Raw genomic sequence first — 26,644 nt, forward strand, 5'->3', positions numbered from 1 at the left:
CAAGTAACCACAGATCAGTGCCGGGCATGGAATCGCATCACCCACGTCTGGAGAACTGAAATGCCCAAGGGAAACATCAGGGGAATCATCGGCGCCATCGTCGCCGTCATTGTCGTCGCCATCATCGCCGCAGGAAGCTGGTACACCGTCGATCAAACCGAGCGCGGCGTGAAGCTGCGCTATGGCGCGGTCATCGGCACCGCGCAGCCGGGCCTTGGCTTCAAGGTCCCGCTGATCGACAGCGTCGAAAAGGTCAGCGTGAAGACCTTCACCTATACCTGGGACAAGATGAATTCGTATTCCTTCGACCAGCAGCCGGCCGACCTCAAGATCAGCGTCACCTTGCGAGCCTCACCTGACAAGGTGGCCGATCTCTATGCCAAGTTTGGCGGGCTCGACACCGCGGTCAAACAAGTGGTCAGCCCGGCCGTCAATCAGCAGGTCAAAATCGTGTTCGGCCGCTACACCGCCGTGAAAGCGATCCAGGAGCGCGGGCCGCTGAATTCCGCGATCAAGGACGCCATCACCGCTTCGCTGAAGGACGATCCGATGATCACGATCGAAAGCGTCCAACTCGAAAACATCGAGTTCAGCGCAAACTATCTGCATTCGATCGAGCAGCGCATGCTGGCCGAGGTCGAGGTGCAGAAGCTGCAGCAGAATGCCGAGCGCGAAAAGGTGCAGGCGCAGATCACCGTCACGCAGGCGACCGCCAAGGCCAACGCCGTCCGCGCCGAGGCGCAGGCGGCAGCCGACGCGCTGCGGCTGAACGGCGAAGCCCGCGCCACCAATATCAGGATCACCGGCGAGGCCGAAGCCGCCGCCATCGAAGCCCGCGCCAAGGCGCTCGGCACCAACCCGAATCTGGTGACGCTGGTGCAGGCGGAACGGTGGAACGGCGTGCTGCCGACCACGATGGTGCCGGGCTCGTCGGTGCCCTTCGTTTCGGTGAAATAACCATCGCAAATTCAGAAGGGCGACGCCGTGCAGAGCAGCATCGCGCGTCGCCGTCTGGATTTCCGAAGCGCAGAAACGCGCTTCCGGCCAGTTTCTTTCTGCTACAATCCCCATCGGAGCAATGCGCTCCGCAAGTAGCCGTTGGCCTTCAGGCGTGCCAATTTGGTCGGTGATTAGCGTGCACCTTGCGCGAACTGATTCTCGACATGGGAGAATGTGTCTTGAGTGTGATGACGGAAACGGCTGATCTCGCCGATATCGGCGACCAGCGAACCGGACGAACCGAAGCCCGACAAGACACCCTGAAATTTGCGGAAGCCGCCCTTGTCGAGAGCAAGCGTGAAGGCCTGCTGCTCGCCGTCCGGGCACGCTGGGTCGCGCTGGCCATCACTGCCGTTACCCTGCCGGTCATCAACCCGAATTGGGACGTGATCTACTACGTCCTGATGCTGGGCTTCTTTGCCCTGATCGGCTGGGCTCAACTCAAAGTCGGCAAGGTCGGCCGTTCGCCGATCGAGGTTTTCCTGATCATTTGCGATCTTGCGTTGCTGACCTTCCTCAGCGTCGTGCCCAATCCCTGGAGCACCGAGCACTGGCCAATCGGAATGCAATTCCGGTTCGACAGTTTCATCTATTTCTTCATTTTCCTTGCCACCGCCACCCTCGCCTATTCGTGGCGAACGGTTGTCGCGATGGGCGGATGGACTGCTGCCCTGTGGGCCATTGCCGTCGGTTGGGCCTATCTGCAGCCCGAAACCCATGCCGCGCTGTCGCAGCGCGTCAGGGAGGCTGTCGGTGCCGATGTTCGCTTGTTCGAGATCATCGATCCTTCGTCGATCGGCTTCGGCGCCCGTTTCCAGGAAGTGACGGTGTTCATCATCGTGGCCGCGATCCTGGCGCTAGCGGTGCGCCGTTCGAATGCGCTCCTGATCAGCCATGCCGGGATCGAACGCGAGCGCGCCAACCTGGCGCGCTATTTTTCACCCAACGTCGTCAACGAATTATCCGGCAATGATGAGCCGCTCACGCGGGTTCGCACACAAGACGTCGCGGTGTTGTTTGCCGATATCGTGGGATTCACCGCCTATTCCGATGGACGAGACCCGAAAAAGGTCATCGACACGCTGCGGCAATTCCATGAGCGAATGGAAAGAGAAGTGTTCCAGCACGGCGGAACGCTCGACAAGTACCTCGGCGACGGCCTGATGGCGACGTTTGGCACGCCATTCGCCAGCGATTCCGATGCACTCAACGCCTTGCGTTGCGCGAGGGGTATGATCGCCTCGATTGCCGAGTTGAACAGAGAACGGCAGGACCGCAACGAGCCGCCGATCCAGGTCAGTGTCGGATTGCACTATGGTCAGGTCGTGCTGGGAGATATCGGCCTCAATCGGCTTGAATTCGCAGTGATCGGCACCACCGTGAATGCAGCGAGCCGGCTGGAGGCGCTGACCCGAGAATTCGGATGCGCCATCGTTGTCAGCGACGCGCTGGTGCGGCAGGCCCGCTCGGAATCGAACCATTCGAGCGCCGACTTCGCGTCGCTTGTCGAGCGGCCCGCGCAGATTATTCGTGGTCTCGAGCAACCGGTCGGCATCTGGACATGCGCGAACGTTGCTTCCTGAACTCCTGAAGCACGCGATGGATGCATCTCGGCACCCGTCACGCCCCACGGCTTCTTTTCGTGTTATGAGTCTCACCCGCCTCACCGAGTCTGCTATTTCCCATCATGGCCAAATCCACCCTCTCTTTCGTCTGCCAGAACTGTGGCGCGGCGTATAACCGCTGGCAGGGCAAGTGCGATTCCTGCGGCGAGTGGAACACGCTTGCCGAGGAAGACACCACCGGCGCGACCTCGATGCCGGTGTCGGTCCGCTCGCGGCGCAAGGGCCGGACGTTTGCGCTGGAAAGCCTCACCGGCAAGAGCAACGACGCCCCTCGCCTGCCTTCGGGGATGACTGAGCTTGATCGTGTCACCGGCGGCGGTTTTGTCCGCGGCTCGGTGCTGTTGGTCGGCGGCGATCCCGGCATCGGAAAATCGACGCTGCTCACGCAGGCTACCAGCATGCTGGCGCGCGCAGGCCACCGCGCGGTCTATATATCGGGCGAAGAGGCCGTGGCGCAGGTGCGGCTGCGTGCCGAGCGGCTGGGTCTGGCGGACGCGCCGGTGCAGCTCGCCGCCGAAACCTCGGTCGAGGACATCGTCTCGACGCTGTCGGAAGGTGCGGTGCCGCGCCTGATCGTGATCGATTCGATACAGACTATGTGGACCGACACGGTGGAGTCGGCGCCGGGAACGGTGACGCAGGTTCGCGCCTCCGCACAGGCGCTCATTCGTTTCGCCAAGAAAACCGGTGCTGCGATCATTCTGGTCGGGCACGTCACCAAGGACGGCCAGATCGCGGGCCCTCGCGTGGTCGAGCACATGGTCGACGCAGTACTGTCGTTCGAGGGCGAAGGCTCGCAGCATTTCCGCATTTTGCGCGCGATGAAGAATCGTTTTGGCCCGACCGATGAAATCGGCGTGTTCGAGATGACGGGGCTAGGCCTTCGCGAGGTCTCCAACCCCTCGGAATTGTTCCTCTCGGAGCGCGATCTGGGCAGCCCGGGAACCGCGGTTTTCGCCGGGATCGAAGGCACCCGCCCCGTGCTGGTGGAATTGCAGGCATTGGTGGCGCCGACCACGCTCGGCACCCCCCGGCGGGCGGTGGTCGGCTGGGATCCGAGCCGACTGTCGATGGTGCTGGCGGTGCTCGAGGCCCATTGCGGGGTCAAATTGTCCGGTTACGACGTTTATCTGAACGTGGCTGGGGGCCTGCGAATTCAGGAGCCCGCGGCCGACGTTGCGGCCGCCGCCGCCCTGGTATCGTCGTTGGTGAACGCGCCGTTACCGACGGATGCAGTCTATTTCGGCGAGATTTCGCTCTCGGGCGCCGTCCGGCCGGTGGCGCAGACCTCCGCCCGATTGAAGGAGGCCGCGAAACTGGGCTTTGGCCGCGCCTTTCTGCCCGAATCGGCGCGCGGCGAGGTCGGCGGCGATGGTGGCCTTGCGCTGAACAGCATCGGCGGGCTAACCAGCCTGGTGGCCGAAATCGCGGCGCGCGGCAACCCGAGAGGCAACCGCGACACCAGTCGCGAGGGTGCGGCAGAGAAAAATGCCACACCAGCGCGATTCCGTCGTGAAAACAACTAAAGCGGCGTGACGCGCCCGCCCCTCGCCGCTATACAACGCGCGCGAAAGGCGGGCGGGATGGCACGATTTCCGGCCTTGCGGGATACGCCGTCTGCCCCTCACTTGGGGGGTGACCCTGAGCCGCCGATTCGCTGCCTAACGGACTTACGAGCGGACCTGACCAGCCGATGCCGATAACGATACTCGATCTCGTCCTGCTCGGAGTGATGCTGATTTCGGGGCTGCTCGCCATGGTGCGCGGCTTCATGCGCGAAATCCTGTCGATCGCGGCCTGGGGCGCGGCGGCGCTGGTGACGCTGTATGCCTTCTCGAAGCTGCTGCCGACCGCCAAGGCCTATTTCAACAATGATACCGTAGCAGCCGTGGCGGTGGTGGCCGGCACCTTCATCGGCACCCTGATCGTGGTCTCCGTGATCACGGTGCGGATTTCGGACATGATCCTGGATTCCCGGATCGGCGCGCTGGATCGCACCCTCGGCTTCCTGTTCGGGCTCGGCCGCGGCCTTTTGATCGTGGTGGTCGCGTTCCTGTTCTTTAGCTGGCTGGTCCCGGACAAACAGCGGCCGGACTGGATCACCAACGCGAAGTCCCGAACAGTGCTGGATGGAACCGGGCAATGGTTAATGTCGCTCTTGCCTGACGACCCCGAGAACACCATTTTAAAGAGATTCAAGAAGAATAAACCGGAAGACGATCAAACTGACGCCGACCAGGCAGCCCCTGCGTCTGGTGATGGCTACAGCAAACCTGCCCGTGACAGCCTTAAAAAGCTGATCGAGAAACCCGCGGGCCGCTAAGTCTGGCCAAAATAGAGAGGCGATGGACGCGATGCAAAACCCTTCCGATCACGCCGGGCAACTCGATCTAAATCGTGGCATCGAGTTGCAGGACGATCTCGAAGGCGACACGTTACGCGAGGAATGCGGCGTGTTCGGCATCTTCGGCCACCCCGAGGCCGCTGCCATCACGGCGCTCGGACTACACGCCCTCCAGCATCGCGGCCAGGAGGCCGCCGGCATTGTCTCCTTCGACGGCAGCCGTTTCCATTCCGAACGCCGCCTCGGCCTCGTCGGCGATACCTTCTCCCGCCGCGAGGTGATCGAGCGCCTGCCCGGCAGCATGGCGGTCGGCCACGTCCGTTATTCCACCACCGGCGCGACCATCCTGCGCAACGTGCAGCCGCTGTTCGCCGAACTCAATGCCGGCGGCTTTGCGGTCGGCCACAACGGCAACCTCACCAACGGGCTGACGCTGCGCCGCGAACTGGTCAAGGGTGGCGCCATGATGCAGTCGACCACCGATACCGAGGTCATCCTGCATCTGGTCGCGCAGTCAAAGCGCAACCGTTTCATCGATCGTTTCGTCGAGGCGCTGCGTGCGATCGAGGGCGCCTATTCTCTGGTGTCCCTGACAAACAAGAAACTGATCGGCGCGCGCGATCCGCTCGGCATCCGACCGCTGGTGCTCGGCGATCTCGATGGCTGTCCGATCCTGACCTCGGAAACCTGTGCGCTCGACATGATCGGCGCCAAGTATGTTCGCGACGTCGAGCCCGGCGAGATCATCGTGTTCGATGAAAAGGGCGCCAACAGCCACAAGCCGTTTCCGCCGAAACCGCCGCGGCCCTGCATCTTCGAATACATCTACTTCTCACGGCCGGATTCGATCGTCGGCGGCCGTTCGGTCTATGAGGTCCGAAAGGCTTTCGGCGCGCAGCTCGCCCGCGAAAGCCATGTCGAGGTCGACGTCGTGGTGCCGGTGCCGGATTCCGGCGTGCCGGCGGCGGTCGGCTACAGCCAGTATTCCGGCGTGCCGTTCGAGCTCGGCATCATCCGCAACCACTATGTCGGCCGCACCTTCATCCAGCCAACCCAGAGCGTGCGCGAGCTCGGCGTGCGCATGAAGCACTCGGCCAATCGCGCCGCGATCGAAGGCAAGCGGATCATCCTGATCGACGATTCACTGGTGCGCGGCACCACGTCGAAGAAGATCGTGCGCATGATGCGCGACGCTGGCGCGCGCGAGGTCCATTTCCGGCTCGCTTCGCCGCCGATCCTGTATCCCGACTATTACGGCATCGACCTGCCGGACCGCGGCGGACTTCTTGCGGCCACCCATACGCTGGAAGAGATGCGCGACATCATCGGTGCGGACTCGCTGGCGTTCCTGTCGATCGACGGCCTGTACCGCGCGATGGGCGAACCGGGGCGCGATCCCGCCAATCCCAAATTTTCGGATCACTGCTTCACCGGTGCCTATCCGACGCACCTCACCGACCAGACCCAGGTCGAGCCGCAGCCGCGCCAGCTCTCGCTCTTGGCAGAGGCGAGCTGACAACACAAACGGTGTCGTCCCTGCGAAAGCAGGGACCCATAACCACAGGCCTTCGTTTTTCCGGATGCCATCAGTTATTGACACCTCCTCACCTCATGAGCGCCGCGGCGTATGGGTCCCTGCTTTCGCAGGGACGACGAGATCGAGCTAGTTCCATGACCAAACCCCTCGCCTCCCGCATTGCGCTCGTCACCGGCGCCTCACGCGGCATCGGCTATGCCGCGGCGCTCGCGCTGGCAAAGGCCGGCGCGCACGTGGTCGCTGTCGCGCGCACACAAGGCGGCCTTGAGGAACTCGATGACGAGATCCGCAAAGACGGCGGCAGCGCCACGCTGGTGCCGCTCAACCTCACCGATTTCGATGGCATCGCGCGGCTCGGCGCGGCGCTGCATGAACGCCACGGCAAGCTCGACATTCTCGTCGGCAATGCCGGGGTTGCCGGCCCCTCCTCACCGCTCGGGCATATCGAGCTGAAGTCCTGGAACGACGTGTTCGCAGTAAACGTCACCGCTAACTTCCAGCTCATCCGCTGCATGGATCCGCTGCTCAAGATCTCGGACGCCGGCCGCGCCGTCTTCATCACTTCGGGCGCTGCCAGCAAGGCGAACGCCTATCAGGGGCCCTACGCGGCCTCGAAGGCGGCGCTGGACACGCTGGTGCGCTCCTGGGCCAACGAGACCGTGAGCACGAAACTGCGCGTCAACCTGTTCAGCCCCGGCCCGATCCGCACCCGCATGCGCGCCAGCGTCTTTCCCGGCGAAGACCCGATGACGCTGGATACGCCGGAACAGGCGGCTGAATTCATCGTGCCGATGTGTGCGCCGGAATGGACCGAGACCGGCAAGCTCTATGACTACAAGACCCGCACACTGATGAGTTTTCGTCCGCCGGCTTGAGCATCTTACGAGCTCTCTCATTGTAGCGGCCTCATTGTAGCGGAGCGACTTGTCCATCGAAGCTTTAGCGAAGGCGGAAGCAATCCATTTCGCCGCTTGCTGAGACATGAATTCGCCAATCCCGTGCATTGCGTGAAGCTCGCCAATGACGGGTTGCTCTATGATCTGCGATCGCATCCAGGTGTCCAGAAAGATGGAACCTTCGTTAAGGAATGGTTTTACGAAAAGGGAAAGTTCAAGCTGACGTCAGACGCGCGACGATAGGTGCATTGCCCGCGGTTTCGAGAAGGACTATCGCAAAGCCGCTGGCAGGTTCCAAAAAGAGAGCCGGCGAACAACATTTCTGGAGGAAACCATGATGACTAGGATTGCGCGGCGCTTCGCCGCTTCCGTGGCGCTTGCCGCACTCGCCCTCGCGACGCCAGCACTGGCCCAGGACAAAACCGTCAAGATCGGCGTGCTGAACGACATGTCGAGCCTCTATGCCGACATCGGCGGACCAAACTCGGTGGTCGCGGTCAAGATGGCAGTCGAGGATTCCGGTCTCCAGGCCCAGGGCTGGAAGATCGAGGTATTGAGCGGCGATCACCAGAACAAGCCCGACATCGGCGTCAACATCGCGCGTCAGTGGATCGACGCGGACAAGGTGGACGCGATCGCAGATACGCCGAACTCCGGCGTTGCGCTCGCTGTGAGCAATCTGGTGAAGGAAAAGAACTCGGTGCTGCTCAACTCTGGCGCCGCCACCGCCGACCTCACCGGCAAGGCCTGCAATCCCAACACTATCTCCTTCACCTACGACACCTACATGCTCGCCAACGGCACCGGCAAGGCGCTCACCAAGGCCGGCGGCGACACCTGGTTCTTCCTAACCGCCGACTACGCCTTCGGCCACGCGCTGGAGCGTGACACCGGCAATGTCGTCACCCAGACCGGCGGCAAGGTTTTGGGCGCGGTCAGGCATCCGCTCAACACCTCGGATTTCTCCTCTTTCCTGCTGCAGGCGCAGTCCTCGAAGGCCAAGGTCATCGGCCTTGCCAATGCCGGCGGCGACACCACCAACTCGATCAAGCAGGCGGCCGAATTCGGCATCGTCCAGGGCGGCCAGAAGCTCGCCGCGCTGCTGCTCTTCATCAACGACGTGCATGCGCTCGGCCTGAAGACGGCGCAGGGCCTGACTTTCACCGAATCCTTCTACTGGGATCTCAACGACAGGACCCGCGAATGGTCGAAGCGCTTCCAGAAGCTCTCGCCCAAGGGCTCGATGCCCTCGATGACCGTCGCCGGCCTCTATGCGGAGATCCTGCATTACCTGAAAGCTATGGAAGCGCTCGGCAGCAATCCGCATGACGGCGCCAAGGTCGTCGCCAAGATGAAGGAATTGCCGACCGACGATCCGCTGTTCGGCAAGGGCCCGCTGCGCGCCGACGGCCGCCGCCTCATTCCGGCCTATCTGTTCGAAGTGAAGAAGCCGGAAGAGTCGAAGGGACCGTGGGATTACTACAAGCAGATCGCCACGATCTCCGCGGAAGACGCCGCCAAGCCGCTCGAAGCCAGCGAGTGTCCGCTGGTGAAGAAGTGACGGCCGAAGGCCGTCATCCCGGAATGGTGCGCTAGCACCATATCCGGGATCTCGAGATTCCGGGCCTGGTGCTAACGCACCATCCCGGAATGACGAAGCACAACGAGCGGCGGGTTACGCCTTCGGCTCCCCCTACTTTTTCAACGTCCGCCACGCAATCAACAGCGCGAGCCCCAACAGCGCTGCCGCCAGCAGGAACGGCGCGCCCGGCAATTTCACCGGCGCCTGGTCGCCGATGAAATAGGCAAAGGTCAGCGTGAACAGGAACGGTCCCGCCATCTGGGCGATGCTGTTGACGCTGTTGGTCGCGCCCTGCAACTGGCCCTGCTGATCCGGTGCAACGAGCTGCGTCGTCAGGGCCTGGATCGCCGCGCCTGCCACGCCCCACAGCGCCATTACGGGAATGCCGGTCCAGAACAACGGCCCGGTGGGGGCCGCGCCATAGATGAAGAATCCCAGCCCGCCGGAAGCGAGCCCGAGCAACAGCGCACGGCGCTCGCCGAGACGCGTGACGATCGGCCCGACGCCCGCGCCCTGCACCACCATGGCGCAGACGCCCACCAACGCCAGCGTAAGCCCCACCGTTGTCGTGTCCCAGCCATACCGATAGGTGGCGTAGAGCACGAAGGTGGAAGGCAGCACCACATGCGCGACCTGGCCAAAGAAATTCGCCAGCGACAAGCCAGCGAGAATCCGGTTGGAACGCAGCAAGTGCAGCGCACCGAGCGGACTGGCGCTCTTCCAGCGGAACGGCGCGCGCCGGTCCTGCGGCAGCGACTCGGGGAGGATCAGCCAGCCATATAGCGCGTTCGCAAAGCTCAAGCCCGCCGCGACCCAGAACGGCAGACGCGGATCCATGCCGCCGAGCAGGCCGCCGATGGCGGGACCGAGAATAAACCCGGCGCCGAACGCGGCGCCGATCTTGCCGAACACCGCGGCACGCCGTTCCGGCGGAGTCACATCGGCGATGTAGGCAAAAGCCGTGGAAATGCTGGCCGAGGTGATGCCTGAGATCACCCGGCCGATGAACAGCCAGGTCAGCGACGGCGCCAGCGCCATCAACACGTAATCCAGCGCCAGTCCGAAATTCGATAGCAACACCACCGGCCGGCGGCCGAAGCGGTCCGAGAGCGCGCCAAGGATCGGCGAGAACAGGAACTGCATCAGCGCCCACGCGGTGCCGAACAGGCCGAAGATCCGTGCCGCCGTCGCGGTGTCGTTGTCGACAAAACTCTCCACGATCTTGGGCAGGATCGGCAGGATCAGGCCGAGCGCGAGCATGTCGAGCAGGATGGTGACGAAAATGAAGGCCGCCGCGCCGCTGCGTACCGGCGGCCTATCGTCGGCAGCAGCGGTGGACGGCTGTTCGCTCATGAGGGCCGCTTGCGCTTGTGCGCGAACGGATTGGCCTTTTCGCGCAGCGTGATGCGGATCGGCGTGCCCGGCAGGTCAAAAGCCTCGCGCAGGCTGTTGGTGAGATAGCGCAAGTAGGATTGCGGCACGGCGTCCGCGCGCGAGCAGAACAGCACGAAGCTCGGCGGGCGTCCCTTGGTCTGCGTGATGTAGTTCAGCTTCAGCCGGCGGCCCGACACTGCGGGCGGCGGGTTGGCATCGACTGCCTGCTCGAACCAGCGATTGAGCGCGGCCGTGGGCACGCGCTTGTTCCAGACCGCGTAGGCATCCTGGATTGCGGTCATCAGCCGATCGATGCCCTCACCCAGCAAGCCGGACACAGCGACGATGGGGACGCCTTTCACCTGCGGCAGCCAATGATCGGCATCGCGGCGCAGCGCCGAAATCAGATGCGGCTTGCGCTCCATCAAATCCCATTTGTTGACCGCCAGCACGATCGCCCGCCCCTCGCGCTCGATCAGATCGGCGATGCGCAAATCCTGTTCCTCGAACCGGTTCTGCGCATCCATCATCATCACGACGACTTCGGCAAAGCGCACGGCGCGCAGCGCGTCAGCTACCGACAGCTTCTCCAGCTTCTCCTCGATCCGCGAGCGCCGCCTTAAGCCCGCGGTATCGAACACGCGAAAGTCGCGCCCCTGCCAGGTGATCTCCACCGAAATGGAATCGCGGGTGGTGCCCGCCTCGGCGCTGGTCAACAGCCGCTCCTCGCCGAGCAGATGATTGATCAGCGTCGACTTGCCGGCATTGGGGCGGCCGACGATGGCGACGCGGATCGGACGCTGGGCGAGATCCTCGTCCGATACGATATCGTCGTCGTCGAACTCTTCCCGCGCTTCAGCCGGCTCCGGCATCAGGGCGGCGAGTGCGTCGTAGAGATCGCTCATGCCCTCGCCATGCTCAGCTGAAATCTGCACGGGATCGCCGAGCCCCAGCGCGTAGGATTCCATCGCGCCGATTTCGCCGTGCTTGCCCTCGCTCTTGTTGGCGACCAGCACCACCGGCTTGTTGGCGCGGCGCGCGAAATCGGCAAAGGCGCGATCGTTCGGCGTCAGGCCGGCACGGGCGTCGATCACGAACATCAACGCATCGGCCAGGCCGATCGCGGCTTCGGTCTGCTCCTGCATTCGTGCCGTGAGCGAGCCCTTGGCGCCCTCGTCGAGACCTGCGGTATCGATCACAGTGAATTCGAGATCGCCAAGACGTGCGCTTCCCTCGCGGCGGTCGCGGGTGACGCCGGGCTCGTCGTCCACCAGCGCGAGCTTCTGCCCGACCAGCCGGTTGAACAGCGTCGACTTGCCGACGTTGGGCCGGCCGATGATGGCGATCGTAAAGGACATAAATGACCCAAACGCCCTTTTTTGAAGGGCGTGTCAATCGAACGAAAACAACAAATCAGCGCGAGAAACTGCCGCTCGGCATCGGAGCCGGGAAAGCCGATTGTTGCGAGGATTGCGCGGGCGGGGCCGCTTGATCGGGCGGTGGAGCCGTGGTGCGCTTGCGCACGATCTTGGCCGGCTTGGGCGCCGGCGGCGCTGCGGCGGTGCTGCCCTCTTCCTCGGGCGCGGCGTCGGGATCCGCAGCGGCGGGTGCGGCAGCCTGCTTGCCCTTGGACTTCGCGCCACGCTTCGACTTGGGCTCTTCGGGCGGAGGGGCTGCAGCCGCTACCGCGTTAGGATCAACTTGCTGGTTGGCGCCCTTGTAGAGATCCTTCGGCACGCCCTGCTCAAGGCCCGGCACACCGTCGGGGAACACCGGCTTGCGCTCACCGGGCAGCTTTTTCTTGGTATCGAGGAAGTCGAGCAGATCGGTGGGATCGAAATTGCCCAAGCCGCCACCGCCGCAGCCTGCCAGTGCGCCGGAAAGCGCGACGAGAATGGCGGCTGCGATCAAACGTTGCGGGCGGCGCATGGTCGGTTTCCCACTCAACTCGTCCTCCGTCAGCTCTTCGCGACCGGCGGCAGCAAGGCCTGCAGCGCTTCGGCACGCGAACGCAGGCTCGGCGGCGTCTCGCCGTCATTGGCGATCATGTCCAGCCATTGCCGCGTCGCTGCGGCATCATTGGCGCGCCAGGCCGATAGCGCCAGCAATTCGCGCGCGGTGTGGCGGAACGTGGCGCCCGGCGCAGCGGCGGCTTCGAGGCGTTCTTTCATGTTGGGATAGCTGGTGCTTTCCAACAGCAACTGGGCCGCGCGAATCCGCGCGAGGTCCTGCTCGGCGACACCGACGCTGCGGTCAGCGGCAATCTCGTCGAACATCTTTGCCGCCGCCTGCGCATCGCGGTTGGCAACCTCCGCCGCCAGGCGCAACCGCGCCAGCACGCGGTAGCCGAACGGCGCCTTCGCAACGAGATCGGCGAACGCCGCTTCGGCCTCGGCGTGCTTGTTGGCTTCCGAAAGCTCGACCGCCTTGTCGAACGCCGCCCCTGCCGCGGCCGCCTTCTTGGACTCCAGATACTGGTAGCCGCGCCAGCCGCCCACGGCGGCGATGATCAAAATCAGGCCGGCGATGATCAGAAGCGAATACCGGTCCCACAGCTTTTTGAGCTGCTCGCGACGGACCTCCTCGTCTACTTCATCAAATAATTCAGACACTTAAAGATATCCCATCCCCGGGGAACTGCTGCTTCGGCGGCAGTATCGCGCGCCCGATCCCGCATCGCCGGGGCGTAGCCTATTGATATGGCGGTGGCAAGGCAAAGCGAGGCGGATCAAAGTGTTAACAGCGGCTCCCAACCGCCTCCGAAATCGGCTGGCAATGTTGACATTGCCGTTCAAAGTTTGGCGTAATCCCGGCCGCTTCCCTTGTCGATCCGTACTTTTTCAGGTGTTTCATGCCTCGCCACGCGCTGGTTTCGATGCTGCTTGCCCTCGGCCTGGTGCCTCTGGCGGCCGCAGCGTCACTGGCCGACGACTTCAAGCCGAAAGCGCCCGAGACGGCATTCTCGGGCAAGCTGCGCCCCGACATTTTGGGTATCTCGACCGAATCGAACGCCGAATCCGCCCGCGCCATTTTTGATTCGCTGTTCAAGGGCCGGACCGACACCAAGACCGACATCCAGCAGCAGAAGTTCGGCGGTGCCAGCTACGTCGCCGCCTTGAATTTCAGCCTACCCGCCGGTTCGAAACAGAACGGCGAGATGCTCTCGACCAGCTTCTCCTCGCCCGCGAGCGCCAACCGCGCCTATTTCGTTGCCCGCAACCTGACCTTCGCACCGGACCAGCAGCCGTCGAAGGCAGACATGATCAAGGAGATCATGGGCAAATACGGCGTGCCGACCATCGTCGGCGATCAGCATCTGTACTACATCTATCGCAAGGGCTCGATCATGTCGGTCGGCGGCAAGTACAAGGAAGCGACTGCGCTCGAGGCCATCGGCAAGCCGCTCGACCCAAGGGCCGCCGTCAAGCTCAACGGCGACACCGTGCGTGGCAGTTGCGTGGCGGTCGTCAAGCGCGCCCAGACCAAAGCCAAGGAACCGGGCGCCATGCTGACCGAGGCCAAGGGCGCGAACTGCGATGGCGTGTTGAGTGTGCAGCTCGTTCCGGGCACGCTGGCCGACCGCGTCGGTATCGCGCAATTCACCCTGCTGGACGTCAAGCAACTCGTCAGCGCCGCCGCGATCGACAGTGCCGCGCTCGCCGCCGGGCCAAGCGGGAGCGCGATGCCCAAAGGCAGCGCGCCGAAGCTCTAAGCCGCCGTGAAAGCCTCGCGGAGCTGCCGCTTCATCACCTTGCCGTTGGCGTTGCGCGGCAATGGGTCCGTCCGCAGATCCATGGTTTCCGGCACCTTGTAATCCGACAGCCGCTCGGCGCACCAGGTGCGCAGCGCCTCACCGCTGACGGCATTCCGCGTCACGACGACGGCATGCACGCGCTCCCCGAGCACCGGGCACGGCTTTGCGATGATCGCGCTCTCGACCACGTCGGGATGGCCTGCAAGCACCGACTCGACCTCGGCGGAATAGATCTTGAGCCCGCCGCGGTTGATCATGTCCTTCTGACGATCGAACACGCGCACGAAATTCTCTTCGTCGATCGAACCGAGATCGCCGGAATGCCAGAAGCCGGCCGTAAAACTCTCCGCCGTCGCCTTCGGATTGTTCCAGTAGCCCTTGATGACGGACCCGCCGTGAATCCAGATTTCGCCGATCTCGCCGCGCGGCAGTTCGCGGCCCTCGGCATCCATCACGACGATCTGCGCGCCGGGACAGGGCAAGCCGACACTGTCGATGTGGCTGGCGGTCAATTCGCCCGGCATCATGGTCGAGGGCGACGTGGTCTCGGTCGCGCCGTAGCAATTCATCAGCTTCAGGCCGGGAATCTTGGCATCGAGTTTCTCAATGGTGGCGATCGGCATCGGCGCGCCGCCAAAGCCCCCGATCCGCCAGCTCGACAGATCGTAGCTGTCGAAATCCGGCTGCAGCAGGCAGAGATTGTACATCGCCGGCACCATCACGGTGTAGGTGACCCGCTCACGCGCGGCCAACTTCAAATATTCCGCCGCCTTGAACTCCGCCATGATGATCAGCGCGCCTGCGCAACGGACCATGGTCATGACATTGGCGACCACGCCCGTGACGTGCCCGAGCGGCACGGCAGCGATCGAGCGGTCCGCTTCGGTAAGCTTCATGCATGATACGAACACCATGGCCGAATGAATGATGGTGCAATGGGCGAGCATCGCGCCCTTTGGCCGCCCCGTGGTGCCCGACGTATAGAGGATCATGGCAGTGTCCTCTTCGCCGACCTCGATTGGTGCGGCCAGCGGCGCGTTGTCAGCGAGTTCGGAAAAGCGCGAAACTCGCGGGTCGTCGTCGACAACAATCCTGCGCATCACATCGGGGATATCGCCCGCATCGGGCACACGATCGGCCAAGGCCGCCTCGTGGATCAGGAGCTTTGCTCCGCAATCGGTGAGCACATAGGCGATCTCAGGCTTTTGCTGGCGAATCGAAAGCAGCACCGTCACCAGCCCGGCATGGGCCGCACCCAGCATCGTCAGCACGAATTCGATTCTATTGCCGAGCAATAGCGCGACGCGGTCGCCGCGCTGCAGGCCGAGTTTTTGAAATCCTGCTGCGATTTGCGCCGATCGCTGCGCGACCTCGCGCCATGTCATTCGCGTAGCGCCGCAGACCAGTGCCTCGCCGTCCGGGTTGGTCGCAACCGCTTCGGCCACCATCGCCGAAATGCTCTTGGGCCGTTCACAAAAGACCGGAACGATTCGATCGCCAAAGCGCGGCTCGAGCCGCATCGCCGGGATAGAGTGCTGCGACCAGTCCATGGATGGCGCGCCCCGTCAGCTCTTCTTCATCTCGTAGACGTGCTCGGGTCCCGGGAAAGCTCGCGAGCGCACGTCGCTGGCGTAGCCCTGGATCGCCGCTTCGATCGCGGGGCCGAGATCGCCATAGCGGCGCACGAATTTCGGCGTCCGCGGCGACAGGCCCAGCATATCCTCGAGCACCAGCACCTGGCCGTCGCAGGCCGCACTGGCGCCGATGCCGATGGTCGGAATAGCGATGGTCTGCGTGATCTTGCGCGCCAGCGGCTCGGCGACCGCCTCGACCACGACCGAAAACGCACCGGCATCCGAGATCGCCTGGGCGTCTTTCAGGATCGGATCCCAACTGCCCTCGTCGCGGCCCTGCGCGCGAAACGAGCCGAGCGTGTTGATCGATTGCGGCGTCAGTCCGATGTGGCCCATAACCGGCACGCCGCGCTCGGACAGGAACGCGACGGTTTCCGCCATGCGCACGCCGCCTTCGAGCTTCACCGCGCCGCAATGGGTCTCCTTCAATATCCGCACCGCGGAATGAAACGCCTGCTCCTTCGAGGCTTCATAGGAGCCGAACGGCATGTCGACCACGACGAGGGCATGCTTCGAGCCGCGCATCACCGCATGGCCTTGCAGGATCATCATGTCGAGGGTCACCGGCACGGTGGTCTCGAAACCGTGCATGACGTTACCGAGGGAATCGCCGACCAGGATGACGTCGCAGTGCCGATCGACCAGCGCGGCAGTGTGCGCATGGTAGGACGTCAGCATCACGATCGGCTCGCCGTTCTTGCGCGTACGGATATCCGGCGCCGTTTTGCGCTTGATTGCAGATTGCACGGACATGTTAGGCTCCAACCACGGGAACGCCGATCACGACCGGATGGAACGCGAAGGCGAGCGCCAGATAGGCGACGAGACCGACCGCGATCGCGATCAAATCGTTGCCGGGACCACCGACGGGAATCGGCGGGGCGCCGGCGTCGGAACGATATTTCAGCGAAATCCGATCATACACCGCCCATGCGAGAAACGAGCCGAACAGGAGGATCGAGCCGAGATCGCCATTGGCGAGCAGATGCGCCGCCGCCCACAGCTTGATGCCCGTCAGCATCGGATGTTTCAGCGTCGTATAGATCCGGCCGCGGATGTAGGACGCGACCACCATGATGACCGCGGGCAGCATCAGCGCCGTCGTGATGTGCTTGAGCGCCACTGGCGGGTTCCAGACGTTGTACCATCCCGTCGCGCGATAAAGCGCAAAGCCCCAGATGATCAGCGCCAGCCCTGCGATCGAAGCCAGCGCATAGCCGATCTTGTAGCCGCTCTCGCCCGTCGCGGAGATCACCTGCGCGCGCAGCTTGCGCTGCGTGGTGAGCGTGTGGACGCCGAAGAACAGGATCAGGCCCAGGATCAACACCAGCAGTCCCATGACGTGCCTCCCGTTGCGCGGCTGGTTTTCCGGATTATCCGGGTATCATTTTAAGGGCCCGAACTGCAATGCGCATGATACGACGTCATTCCGGGATGGTCCGAAGGACCAGACCCGGAATCTCGAGATTCCGGGTTCGATGCTTCGCATCGCCCCGGAATGACGTACTCGGCTCATGGCTTCTCCGCCTGCTTGCCTAGATCGCGGTTGTCGACGTAGCGGATCGCGATCGGCCGCCCGGCGAGCGCGCCGCCAAGCCCGGACGTGAACTTGAGCGGGGTGCAGCCTGCCAGCGACGCATTGATCGCTTTCAAATAGGTAGCGCGGGTGTCAGCCGGAACGCCTGCCGTGGCATAGGTCACGCGGGGCGTAGCGATGATCTCGCCCGAGCGCTTGAAGCTGAACCGAACCGACATTTGCATGCCCTGGCGCGCAATGTCAGAAGGCGGCGGCGACCAACAGGAGCGCAACGCTGCAAAGAGGTCGCCGATCGTATCGAGATCATGATCCGGCTTCCGGTATTTCGCGGCCTGATCCTGTGGAGGCACGCTTTCGATCGTGAGTTGCAGATTCTGGCCGTACGGATAATCGATCTCGGGAATACAGGGACCTTCGTTGAACACGCTGCAAAATGATGGTGTGCAGGGCTGGCCGTCGAGCACGCTGCAGGGCGCGTGCGAAAATGGCGTGGCGTCGATCTGGCGCCGCGACTGGGCATCGGCGGCGCTCATCCCGACGAATGTGGTGATCAGGCAGACGATGATGCACCGGAACATGCGGCCCTAAGTCCTAAAAGGCGACCCATCTAAGCTGATGCGCGCTTCGCGCCGTATCAAGGCGGACGGTGTTCACATCCCTGCGTTCATGGCGGACAGTTCCGCAATCAGGGCCTTCTCGCTGGGCTGGTCGAGGACGCCGGCCGTATAGAGCGAGATGCCGCCGTAGAGCGTGATGTAGACCTTCATCACCGCGCGGCGACGCTCGACCGGGCTCTCGATATGCTGGCAGAATATCCGCATGGCCTGGGCGATGACCTTATGAACCGCGGCCTGCAGCGGCGGATTGTGCTTCATAGTGGCGTGCGGGCGGCTGGTCATCAGGGCGTACAGCGCGCGGTTGGCGAGCGCGAAGCGGACATATTTCGCGGTGTAGTCCTGCGGCGTCTCTGCCTTGACGAGGATGGCGGCGAGCCGCGTGTAGGCCTCGGCCGCGACCGCGTCGAGCAACGCTTCGCGGTCGGCGAAATGGTTGTACAGCGAACGATGCGCGACGCCGACGGCCTCCGCGACCTCGCGCAGGCTCAATTGCTCATGGCCGGCCGCGGCCACCAGACGGGTGGCGGCCTTCAGCGCTTCGGATTTCAGATTGCCATGGCGATAGGTCGCCCGGCGCGGCTTTGCGGTCATGCTCCCTTCATACAAAGGCATGAGACGCAACGCCACTGCCGGGCGGCCGAAGCTTTCCGTCAGGCGGATGCCCGTTTGGCAACGCGGTCCTCGCCATACTGCGGCGTGATGTCCTCGTCGATCATGGCGCGGATCATCTTGATCACCGCACCGCGCGCCCGCGCCTTGGTAGCGGCATGGGCGGCCATGTTGAGCATGGCAAGCGCCTGTGCGGCCTCCTCGGCGCTGCGCTCCAGCGCATCCGCCGGGACGACGCGGTCAAAGAAGCCGGCCGTGACGGCCTCCATGGGGCCGAACATCTCCCCGGTCATCACCGCCCTGCTGAAATAGGCCGGCGTCAGCCGCTGCCGCGCGATTTCGATCGCAAAACGCGGCACGGTGAGCCCGATCGCGACCTCGTTCATGCCGATCCGGTAGTCGCCCTCGGCGGCAATGCGGTGGTCGCTGGACATGATGAGGAAAGCTCCCATCGGGTAGGCGTTGCCCTGGCAGCCCGCCACCACCGGCGTCGGGAACGAGAGGATGCGCAAGGCCAGCTCCGCGCCCGCTTTCACCATCAGATATTGGTCTTGGGCGCTGCCCTTGGCGAAAACGTTGAGGTCGAATCCCCCTGAAAAATGCTTTCCCCGCGCTTTCAGGATCACCACCGTCTTGTCCTTTTCCGCCTGGTCGAAGGCCACATGCAGGGCGTTGAGCATGGCAAGCGACATCACATTGGCCTTGCCGTCGTCGATCATGATGGTGCCGACGGGGCCGGAACGGGAATAGGTTGCGAGATCAGTCATGGGCGGTCCTCCTTTTCTAAAAAGCATCCAATGGATACTTCCGGAGGCGAAGCAGCGGCGCAAGAGGCTTGTCCGCGCTCGGAACGCATGCCGGCATCCAGTGGATGCATATGTGGGAGGGCGGGCCCGCCTCGCCTTCATTGTCATCGTCCGGCTTGACCGGACGATAGTATTCAAGAGACGTGAGTGGTTTACGGATAAGCCGTGGCGTACTGCGTACTGGGTCCCCCGCTTTCGCGGAGGACGACTGCGGAGATTGGTGCGGGAAGCGTGGGCCGCTTACGCCTTCTTCTTCACGTCCTTGACGTTGGAGAAGGTGATTCCCTCGGCGCGCTCCCTGGTATAGCCCAGGTAGAACTCGTTCTTGGCCATGAATACGGGATCGCCGTCCACATCATCGGCGATGCCCGAACCGTTGGCCGCGATGAAGGCCTCTAACTTCTTGCGGTCGTCGGACGAGACCCAGCGGGCGAGCTGGAATTCCGAAACCTCGAATTCCACCGGCAGCGAGTATTCCGCAGCTAACCGCGCCTTCAGCACGTCGAGCTGCAGCGGACCGACCACGCCGACCAGCGCCGGTGCGCCGTCGCGGGGCCGGAACACCTGCACCACGCCCTCTTCCGACATCTGTTGCAGCGCCTCTTTCAGCTTCTTGGCCTTCATCGCATCCGTCAACCGCACGCGGCGGACGATTTCCGGCGCAAAACTCGGGACGCCGACGAAGGTGATGTCCTCGCCTTCCGTCAGCGTATCGCCGATCCGCAAGGTGCCGTGGTTCGGAATGCCGACGACGTCGCCGGCAAACGCCTCATCGGCCACCGAGCGATCCTGCGCGAAGAAGAACTGCGGCGACGACAGCGACATGTTTTTGCCGGTCCGCACCAGCTTCGCTTTCATGCCGCGGCTGAGCTTGCCGGAGCACAGCCGCGCGAAAGCGATGCGGTCGCGGTGGTTCGGATCCATATTGGCCTGGATCTTGAACACGAAGGCGCTCATGCGCGGCTCGGCTGCTTCGACCTTTCGCAAATTGCTGTCCTGCGCCCGCGGCGCCGGCGCGAACTTGCCAAGACCTTCCAGCAAGTCGCCGACACCGAAATTGCGCAGCGCGCTGCCGAAATAGACCGGCGTGAGATGGCCCTCGCGAAACGCGTCCAGCTCGAACGGCTTGCAGGCTTCGGACACCAGCGCGAGCTCGTCCTTGATCTCGGCGACGTCGAGATTGGGATTGCGGCCGGCGAGATCGGCGATATCGATCTGCTCGGTCGCGCCGGTCTTGGCGCCGCCGCCTTCGAGCAGGCGCACGCCGCCGTTGACGACGTCGTAGGTGCCGAGGAAGTCGCGGCCGCGACCGACCGGCCAGGTCATCGGGGTGGTGTCAAGCGCCAGCGTCTTTTCGATCTCGTCGAGCAGTTCGAACGTGTCGCGGCTCTCGCGGTCCATCTTGTTGATGAAGGTGATGATCGGAATGTCGCGCAGCCGGCATACCTCGAACAGCTTTCGCGTCCGCGCCTCGATGCCCTTGGCGGCGTCGATCACCATGACGGCGGAATCGACTGCGGTTAGCGTCCGGTAGGTGTCTTCGGAAAAGTCTTCGTGGCCGGGCGTGTCCAAGAGGTTGAAGACGAGGTCCTGGAATTCGAAGGTCATCACCGAGGTCACGACCGAGATGCCGCGCTCGCGCTCGATCTTCATCCAGTCGGAACGGGTATTGCGCCGTTCGCCCTTGGCCTTGACCTGTCCCGCCAGATTGATGGCGCCGCCGAACAGCAGCAGCTTTTCGGTCAGCGTGGTCTTGCCGGCGTCCGGGTGGGAGATGATCGCAAACGTGCGGCGGCGCGCCACTTCATCTGATAGCGGCGAGCGGGACGGCGATTCGGCTGTAACGGTAGTGTCGGACATGAGGGCTGAGCGTTTGGCAGGGAAAGGTGGGCTAATCAAGCCTCATTTGGTGGTTGCGGAGGCCGCTGGCCAGTCCCATATCGGCTGCGGAAGGACGGCCTTCCAAATTCACAGCTCATCCGCGGGGACGACCCTGCCGGGGTTCGGAGGGTTGTCATGGCCTGGATCGTGTTGTTCGTCGCCGGTCTTATGGAAGTGGGCTGGGCGATCGGCCTCAAATATACCGAGGGTTTCACGCGACTTGTTCCATCCGTCCTGACGCTCGCCTGCATGGCAGGGAGCATTGTCCTGCTCGGCCTTGCCTTGAAAGCGCTGCCGATCGGAACCGCCTACGCCGTATGGACCGGCATCGGTGCCGTCGGAACGGCTATCCTTGGTATCGCCCTGTTCGGCGAGCCTGCGACCGCCGCCCGCCTCGCCTGCATTGGGCTGATCGTGGCCGGCATCGTCGGGCTTAAACTCGTCACCGGATCAGCGTAGCAACAACACCGCCCAATAGGTCAGCGCCGCGATAATCGCGGACGCCGGAATGGTGATTACCCAGGCATAGACGATCGAGCTCGCCACGTTCCAGCGCACCGCCGAGACCCGCCGCGCCGCACCGACGCCGACGATCGAGCCGGTAATGGTGTGGGTCGTGGATACGGGAACCCCGAGATAGGTCGCCATGAACAGCGTCGCCGCCCCACCGGTTTCGGCGCAAAAGCCCTGCATCGGCGTCAATTTCGTGATCCGCAATCCCATGGTGCGGACGATGCGCCAGCCCCCCATCAACGTGCCGAGCCCCATCGCCGCCTGGCAGGAAATCACGACCCAGAACGGAATCGCGAAATCCGCCCCGAGGTGGCCCTGCGAATACAAAAGCACCGCGATGATGCCCATGGTCTTCTGCGCGTCGTTGCCGCCATGGCCGAGCGAATAGAACGAGGCCGAGACGAATTGCAGAATGCGGAAGGCGCGATCGACCGCAAACGGCGTCGAGCGCACCGACAGCCAGGACACGATCGCGACCAGCACCAGCGCCAACAGGAATCCGACCAGCGGCGACAACACAATCGCCAGCAGCGTCTTCGACAGGCCGCTCCAGACCGCGGCCGAAATTCCGGCCTTCGCCACGCCGGCGCCGACCAGTCCGCCGATCAACGCGTGCGAACTCGACGATGGAATGCCGAGCCCCCAGGTGATCAGGTTCCAGACGATCGCGCCGATTAGCGCAGCGAAGATCACGGCGGCATTGACGACATCGGGTTCGATGATCCCCTTGCCGATGGTATTGGCAACGTGGAGGCCAAAGACGAGGAAGGCAATGAAATTGAAGAACGCCGCCCAAGCCACCGCATAATGCGGCCGCAGCACGCGGGTCGATACGATCGTGGCGATCGAGTTGGCGGCGTCGTGCAATCCGTTGAGGAAGTCGAACAGCAGCGCGACCGCGATCAGGAAGATCAGAATCGGAAGACCAAGCGTGGCGTCCACTAAATTGGCCCTGCCCTATACCTGCTCGATCACGATCGAGTTGATCTCGTTGGCGACGTCGTCGAAGCGATCAGACACCTTTTCGAGATGCTTGTAGATCTCGGCGCCAACGACGAAATCCATCGAATTGCCGTTGCGATGCTTGAGAAACAGCTCCTTCAACCCGATGTCGTGGAGATCGTCGATACGGCCCTCAAGTTTTCCGATTTCCTCCGTGATGGCGGTCAGCATTGCGACGTTACTCCCGATCGACTTCATCAGGGGAAGCGCGCGGCTGACCAGATTGGCGCATTCGACCAACAGCGTGGCTATTTCGCGCATCGGCGGTTCGAACGTTCGGACCTCGAACAGCACTACCGCCTTCGCGGTCTGCTGCATCTGGTCGATCGCGTCGTCCATCGACGTGATCAGATTCTTGATGTCGCCGCGGTCGAACGGGGTAATGAAGGTGCGGCGGACCGCAGTCAGGACCTCGCGGGTGATGCTGTCGGCGTCGTGTTCGAACTGATTGACTCGCTGGCAGAATACCGGCGTCTCCTCGCCGCCGCGCATCATGTCCTGCAACGCCAGCGCGCCCTGCACGACCGTCTGGGCGTGGCGGGCGAATAGGTCAAAAAACTGCTCCTCCTTGGGCAAAAAGACACGAAACCAGCGTAGCATGGGTATTTTTCCGTCGTTCAGAAACAGCCGCGGAGCGAGCTGTCACAAAACTGTCATAGACCATTCGAGGGAAAAGCGCGCGACAGCAGGCCCCGGGGACCGGGTCATCCACCGCTTTGTGGCGCCGAAAACTGTGCCAAAACCGCCGTTTTTACAGGGATCGGCGGAAATAATGCGCGATCTCGCCGATGATGCCCCGGCGGAACGTCAACACGCAGGCCACGAAGATGACGCCCTGGATCACCGTCACCCATTGGCCGAAGCCAGCCAGATATTGCTGCATGGCGATGATAACGAAGGCCCCGACGACCGGACCGAACACCGTGCCGAGGCCGCCGACCAGCGTCATCAGCACGATTTCACCCGACATCGTCCAGTGCACGTCGGTGAGCGAAGCGTTCTGCGCCACGAACACCTTCAGCGAGCCGGCAAAGCCCGCAATCGTTCCGGAGAGGATGAAAGCGAGCAGCTTGTAGTTGTCAGTCTTGTAGCCCAGCGAGATCGCGCGCTGTTCGTTCTCCCGGATCGATTTCAGCACTTCGCCGAACGGCGAGTTGATGGTGCGGAAGATCAGGAGGAAGCCGCCGAGGAACCCGGCGAGCACCACGTAGTAAAGCACCGTAGGCTTGGAGAGATTGAATATTCCAAACAGGTAGCCCTGCGGAATGCCCTGGATGCCGTCCTCGCCGTGCGTGAACGGCGCCTGCAGATAGATGAAATACAGGAGCTGCGAGAGCGCCAGCGTGATCATCGAAAAGTAGATGCCCTGGCGGCGGATCGAGATGAAGCCGGTGACGACGGAAAGCGCGGCGGCGCCAGCGACGCCGACCAGAATTCCGACTTCCGGTGTTACTCCCCAGACCTTGAGCGCATGCGCCGAGCAGTAGCCCGCGGTCCCCAGAAACATGGCGTGGCCGAACGACAGCAGGCCGCCATAGCCGACCAGGAGGTTGAAAGCGCAAGCAAGCAGCGCGAAGCACAGCGCCTGCATCACGAAGAACGGATAGATGCCCGTCAGGGGTACGAGTCCCAGCAGCACCGCCATCCCGGCGAACACGATCATTTCGTCGCGCATCGCTTGCGGCGTTACCGGCAGTGTGTCGTCAGTCAATGTGCTCATGTCAGGCAGCCCGTCCAGTCAGTCCCGTTGGCTTCACCAGCAACACCAGCACCATCAGGACGAACACCACTGTGTTGGAAGCTTCGGGATAAAAATACTTGGTCAGTCCCTCGATCACGCCGAGCGCAAATCCAGTGATGATCGATCCCATGATCGATCCCATGCCGCCGATCACCACCACCGCGAACACGACGATGATCAGGTCCGCGCCCATCAACGGCCGCACCTGGTTGATCGGCGCGGACAATACGCCGGCCAGCGCCGCCAAGCCGACGCCGAGGCCGTAGGTCAGCGTGATCATCCGCGGCACGTTGATGCCGAATGCGCGCACCAGCGTCGGGTTTTCAGTCGCCGCGCGCAGATTGGCGCCGAGTCGGGTCTTCTCGATCAGGAACCAGGTCGCAAGGCACACCACGAGCGAGAAGACGACGACCCAGCCGCGGTAGATCGGCAGGAACATGAATCCGAGGTTCATGCCGCCCTGTAATCCGCGGAACCCGCCGACCTCCGGATAATCAGGAATCGCGTACGGCAGGCCGGACGAGCCGAAGTAATTCTGGAACACGCCCTGCACGATCAGCGCGATGCCGAACGTCAACAACAGCCCGTAGAGGTGGTCGAGACCGGCCAGCCATTGCAGCATGGTCCGTTCGAGGATCATGCCGAAGATGCCGACGACAATCGGCGCGATGATCAGGGCCCACCAGTATCCAATCCCCGTGAGATGCAGCAGAAAATACGCGCAGAACGCGCCCATCATGTAGAGCGCGCCATGGGCGAAATTGATGATGTTGAGCATGCCGAAGATCACGGCGAGCCCGAGACTGAGCAGCGCGTAGAACGATCCGTTGATCAATCCCACCAAAAGCTGGGCGTAGAGAGCTTGCATCGGTTTCGCACTCAATCTCGTTATGATGCGGGTTAGCTTTGTGGGCCACGAGAGAAGGCCCGCCGGCATGACGCCGACGGGCCATCGTTGTTACTTCTTTACCAGCGGACAGGCGCTTTCCGAAAGCGGCCGGAAGGCCTGCTCGCCCGGAGTAGTGCCGATCAGCTTGTAATAGTCCCACGGTCCCTTGGATTCGGAGGGCTTCTTGACCTCGAACAGGTAGGCCGGATGAAGCTTGCGACCGTCGGCACGGATTGTACCCTTGCCGAACAGCGGATCATCGGTGGGCGTTTCCTTCATTTTCGCCACCACCTTGACGCCATCGTGCGGATTGCCGCCCATTGCATCGATCGTCTTGAAATAGTGGATCAGGCCCGAATACACGCCGGCCTGCACCATCGACGGCATCGCCTTGTTCTTCATGCGCTCGGAGAAACGCTTGGAGAACGCGCGGGTGCCGTCGTTCAGATCCCAGTAGAAGGTTTCCGTGAAGTTCAGGCCCTGCGCCACCTTGAGGCCGAGGGAGTGGACGTCATTGATGAACAGCAGCAGTCCCGCGAGTTTCTGGCCGCCCGAGACGATGCCAAACTCCGCGGCCTGCTTGATGGTGTTGGTCGTATCGCCACCGGCGTTCGCCATGCCGATGATCTTGGCCTTGGAAGCCTGTGCCTGCAGCAGGAACGAGGAGAAGTCCGATGAATTCAGGGGATGCCTGACGGTGCCGATAACCTTGCCGCCCGACTTCGTCACCACCGCGGAGGTGTCGCGTTCCAGCGCGTGGCCGAACGCGTAATCCGCGGTCAGGAAGTACCAGGTGTCGCCGCCGGCCTTCACCAGCGCCTGGCCGGTAGAGTTGGCGAGCATGTAGGTGTCGTAAACCCAGTGAATGGTGTTCGGCGAACACTGCGTATTGGTGAGATCCGACGTCGCCGCGCCGGTGTTGATCATGATGGCGTTCTTTTCCTTCACCAGATTGTTGACCGCCAGCGCCACGCCGGAGTTCAGCACATCCACGAAGATATCGACCTTGTCGACGTCGATCCATTGACGGGCGACGGTGGTGCCGATGTCGGGCTTGTTCTGGTGGTCGGCGGAGACGATGTCGATCTTCCAGCCCTTGGCCGCAAGGCCGGAATCCTCCACTGCCATCTGGGCGGCGACCGTCGAGCCGGCGCCGCCAAGGTCAGAGTAAAGTCCGGAATTGTCGGTGAGCACGCCGATCTTGACGGTCTTGTCCTGCGCCACGGCACTGCCTGCGGCAAGTGCCAGGGCGGTGCCGAGGAAGAGCGCTGAAATCCGATGTTTCATAGTATCTCCATTATTCC

Annotated in this window: 25 protein-coding genes; 9 read left to right on the forward strand and 16 right to left on the reverse strand. The window is 63.0% G+C overall.

Features of this window, described 5'->3' with window-relative positions; genetic code table 11:
- Window positions 1–60 precede the first annotated feature (60 nt).
- From YUO_RS0106375 to YUO_RS0106410, 7 genes are all read left to right on the forward strand, one after another.
- The gene (locus tag YUO_RS0106375) at window positions 61–957 is read left to right on the forward strand and encodes a prohibitin family protein (protein WP_051379251.1); all 897 of its coding nucleotides are present in this window, start codon (window positions 61–63) and stop codon (window positions 955–957) included.
- Between the two features lie 230 nt (window positions 958–1,187).
- Window positions 1,188–2,582 carry an adenylate/guanylate cyclase domain-containing protein gene (locus YUO_RS0106380; protein ID WP_028346519.1) on the forward strand — a complete coding sequence of 465 codons (1,395 nt, stop codon included), beginning with the start codon at window positions 1,188–1,190 and terminating at the stop codon, window positions 2,580–2,582.
- A gap of 104 nt (window positions 2,583–2,686) precedes the next feature.
- Window positions 2,687–4,150 carry a DNA repair protein RadA gene (radA, locus tag YUO_RS0106385; RefSeq protein WP_028346520.1) on the forward strand — a complete coding sequence of 488 codons (1,464 nt, stop codon included), beginning with the start codon at window positions 2,687–2,689 and terminating at the stop codon, window positions 4,148–4,150.
- A 167-nt stretch (window positions 4,151–4,317) separates the two neighbouring features.
- On the forward strand, window positions 4,318–4,947 hold the full coding sequence (locus YUO_RS0106390; RefSeq protein ID WP_028346521.1) for a CvpA family protein: 630 nt from the start codon (window positions 4,318–4,320) through the stop codon (window positions 4,945–4,947).
- A 31-nt stretch (window positions 4,948–4,978) separates the two neighbouring features.
- A complete protein-coding gene (gene purF / locus YUO_RS0106395; RefSeq protein WP_028346522.1) occupies window positions 4,979–6,484 on the forward strand; it encodes an amidophosphoribosyltransferase in 1,506 nt (501 codons plus the stop codon).
- Window positions 6,485–6,639: 155 nt separating this feature from the next.
- Complete coding sequence (locus tag YUO_RS0106400) at window positions 6,640–7,380, forward strand: SDR family NAD(P)-dependent oxidoreductase (protein WP_028346523.1); 741 nt, start codon at window positions 6,640–6,642, stop codon at window positions 7,378–7,380.
- Between the two features lie 355 nt (window positions 7,381–7,735).
- Complete coding sequence (locus YUO_RS0106410; RefSeq protein ID WP_028346524.1) at window positions 7,736–8,962, forward strand: ABC transporter substrate-binding protein; 1,227 nt, start codon at window positions 7,736–7,738, stop codon at window positions 8,960–8,962.
- A 132-nt stretch (window positions 8,963–9,094) separates the two neighbouring features.
- Here YUO_RS0106410 and YUO_RS0106415 read toward each other — a convergent pair whose 3' ends face one another.
- The 4 genes from YUO_RS0106415 to YUO_RS0106430 are packed head-to-tail and all read right to left on the reverse strand — an operon-like array spanning window position 9,095 to window position 12,969.
- Window positions 9,095–10,336 (reverse strand): TCR/Tet family MFS transporter, encoded by a 1,242-nt coding sequence (locus tag YUO_RS0106415; RefSeq protein WP_028346525.1) that lies wholly within the window; start codon window positions 10,334–10,336, stop codon window positions 9,095–9,097.
- Window positions 10,333–11,715 carry a ribosome biogenesis GTPase Der gene (gene der / locus YUO_RS0106420; RefSeq protein ID WP_028346526.1) on the reverse strand — a complete coding sequence of 461 codons (1,383 nt, stop codon included), beginning with the start codon at window positions 11,713–11,715 and terminating at the stop codon, window positions 10,333–10,335. The genes YUO_RS0106415 and der overlap by 4 nt, the downstream gene beginning before the upstream one ends.
- Before the next feature lie 55 nt (window positions 11,716–11,770).
- Window positions 11,771–12,286, reverse strand: coding sequence for a hypothetical protein (locus tag YUO_RS0106425; RefSeq protein WP_028346527.1), 516 nt, complete (start codon window positions 12,284–12,286; stop codon window positions 11,771–11,773).
- Window positions 12,287–12,315: 29 nt separating this feature from the next.
- Window positions 12,316–12,969, reverse strand: a complete 654-nt coding sequence (locus YUO_RS0106430) for a tetratricopeptide repeat protein (RefSeq protein WP_028346528.1) — start codon at window positions 12,967–12,969, stop codon at window positions 12,316–12,318.
- A 239-nt stretch (window positions 12,970–13,208) separates the two neighbouring features.
- On the opposite strand from YUO_RS0106430, the gene YUO_RS0106435 reads away from it, so the two are divergent.
- Window positions 13,209–14,069, forward strand: a complete 861-nt coding sequence (locus tag YUO_RS0106435; protein ID WP_028346529.1) for a hypothetical protein — start codon at window positions 13,209–13,211, stop codon at window positions 14,067–14,069.
- Here YUO_RS0106435 and YUO_RS0106440 read toward each other — a convergent pair.
- The 7 genes from YUO_RS0106440 to YUO_RS0106470 all read right to left on the reverse strand — a co-directional run bounded on the left by YUO_RS0106440 (window position 14,066) and on the right by YUO_RS0106470 (window position 21,174).
- Window positions 14,066–15,661: a class I adenylate-forming enzyme family protein gene (locus YUO_RS0106440; RefSeq protein ID WP_028346530.1), complete on the reverse strand. Its 1,596-nt coding sequence runs from the start codon at window positions 15,659–15,661 to the stop codon at window positions 14,066–14,068. The genes YUO_RS0106435 and YUO_RS0106440 overlap by 4 nt on opposite strands.
- Window positions 15,662–15,676: 15 nt before the next feature.
- A complete protein-coding gene (panB, locus tag YUO_RS0106445; protein ID WP_028346531.1) occupies window positions 15,677–16,498 on the reverse strand; it encodes a 3-methyl-2-oxobutanoate hydroxymethyltransferase in 822 nt (273 codons plus the stop codon).
- A 1-nt stretch (window position 16,499) separates the two neighbouring features.
- The gene (locus tag YUO_RS0106450) at window positions 16,500–17,084 is read right to left on the reverse strand and encodes an NnrU family protein (protein ID WP_028346532.1); all 585 of its coding nucleotides are present in this window, start codon (window positions 17,082–17,084) and stop codon (window positions 16,500–16,502) included.
- A 173-nt stretch (window positions 17,085–17,257) separates the two neighbouring features.
- The gene (locus YUO_RS0106455) at window positions 17,258–17,860 is read right to left on the reverse strand and encodes a hypothetical protein (RefSeq protein ID WP_028346533.1); all 603 of its coding nucleotides are present in this window, start codon (window positions 17,858–17,860) and stop codon (window positions 17,258–17,260) included.
- Window positions 17,861–17,932: 72 nt separating this feature from the next.
- Window positions 17,933–18,490 (reverse strand): TetR/AcrR family transcriptional regulator, encoded by a 558-nt coding sequence (locus YUO_RS43630; protein ID WP_051379252.1) that lies wholly within the window; start codon window positions 18,488–18,490, stop codon window positions 17,933–17,935.
- Between the two features lie 59 nt (window positions 18,491–18,549).
- Window positions 18,550–19,275, reverse strand: coding sequence for a crotonase/enoyl-CoA hydratase family protein (locus tag YUO_RS39935; protein WP_035725941.1), 726 nt, complete (start codon window positions 19,273–19,275; stop codon window positions 18,550–18,552).
- A 279-nt stretch (window positions 19,276–19,554) separates the two neighbouring features.
- Window positions 19,555–21,174: a peptide chain release factor 3 gene (locus YUO_RS0106470; protein WP_028346534.1), complete on the reverse strand. Its 1,620-nt coding sequence runs from the start codon at window positions 21,172–21,174 to the stop codon at window positions 19,555–19,557.
- A gap of 156 nt (window positions 21,175–21,330) precedes the next feature.
- On the opposite strand from YUO_RS0106470, the gene sugE reads away from it, so the two are divergent.
- On the forward strand, window positions 21,331–21,654 hold the full coding sequence (sugE, locus tag YUO_RS0106475) for a quaternary ammonium compound efflux SMR transporter SugE (protein ID WP_028346535.1): 324 nt from the start codon (window positions 21,331–21,333) through the stop codon (window positions 21,652–21,654).
- On the opposite strand, the gene YUO_RS0106480 is transcribed toward sugE, so the two are convergent.
- From YUO_RS0106480 to YUO_RS0106500, 5 genes are all read right to left on the reverse strand, one after another.
- Window positions 21,646–22,650 carry an inorganic phosphate transporter gene (locus YUO_RS0106480; RefSeq protein ID WP_028346536.1) on the reverse strand — a complete coding sequence of 335 codons (1,005 nt, stop codon included), beginning with the start codon at window positions 22,648–22,650 and terminating at the stop codon, window positions 21,646–21,648. The genes sugE and YUO_RS0106480 overlap by 9 nt on opposite strands.
- A gap of 15 nt (window positions 22,651–22,665) precedes the next feature.
- Window positions 22,666–23,310, reverse strand: a complete 645-nt coding sequence (locus YUO_RS0106485; RefSeq protein WP_028346537.1) for a DUF47 domain-containing protein — start codon at window positions 23,308–23,310, stop codon at window positions 22,666–22,668.
- Window positions 23,311–23,461: 151 nt separating this feature from the next.
- A complete protein-coding gene (locus YUO_RS0106490; protein ID WP_028346538.1) occupies window positions 23,462–24,430 on the reverse strand; it encodes a branched-chain amino acid ABC transporter permease in 969 nt (322 codons plus the stop codon).
- Window position 24,431: 1 nt separating this feature from the next.
- Window positions 24,432–25,319, reverse strand: a complete 888-nt coding sequence (locus tag YUO_RS0106495; protein WP_028346539.1) for a branched-chain amino acid ABC transporter permease — start codon at window positions 25,317–25,319, stop codon at window positions 24,432–24,434.
- Window positions 25,320–25,409: 90 nt separating this feature from the next.
- Complete coding sequence (locus YUO_RS0106500; RefSeq protein ID WP_028346540.1) at window positions 25,410–26,627, reverse strand: ABC transporter substrate-binding protein; 1,218 nt, start codon at window positions 26,625–26,627, stop codon at window positions 25,410–25,412.
- Window positions 26,628–26,644: the final 17 nt, after the last annotated feature.

The organism is Bradyrhizobium murdochi, from assembly GCF_000472965.1.
Lineage (GTDB): Bacteria > Pseudomonadota > Alphaproteobacteria > Rhizobiales > Xanthobacteraceae > Bradyrhizobium > Bradyrhizobium murdochi.